At 81.6% G+C, this 239-nt stretch carries 1 protein-coding gene; it reads right to left on the bottom strand.

The window, feature by feature from the left end; all coding sequences use genetic code 11:
* Positions 1 to 239: BTAD domain-containing putative transcriptional regulator (locus GTW40_RS04865; RefSeq protein ID WP_161178898.1), on the bottom strand; the 239-nt coding region annotated here is incomplete at both ends.

Genomic DNA, 239 nt, shown 5'->3' with positions numbered 1-239 from the left:
GCGTGGCCGAGGGCGAGGGCGGCGGTGTGCCGGGCGCGCAGGGCGTCCAGGCGGCGCGCCTCCCAGCGGGCGGCCTCGGCGGTGCGGTCGGGCAGGTCGGCGACGACCGGGCCCTGCCAGAGGGCGAGGGCGTCGTCGAGGACCCCGGCGGCCTTGGCCGGGTCGCCGTCGGCGAGGGCGCCGAGGCCGTCGGCGGTGAGCCGGTCGAAGCGGGTGAGGTCGATGTCGTCGGGGGCGGC

The organism is Streptomyces sp. SID4985, from assembly GCF_009863025.1.
Taxonomy (GTDB): Bacteria; Actinomycetota; Actinomycetes; order Streptomycetales; family Streptomycetaceae; genus Streptomyces.
Note: the sequence above shows the minus strand (reverse complement) of the source record. Positions and strands in the feature narration are given on the sequence as shown.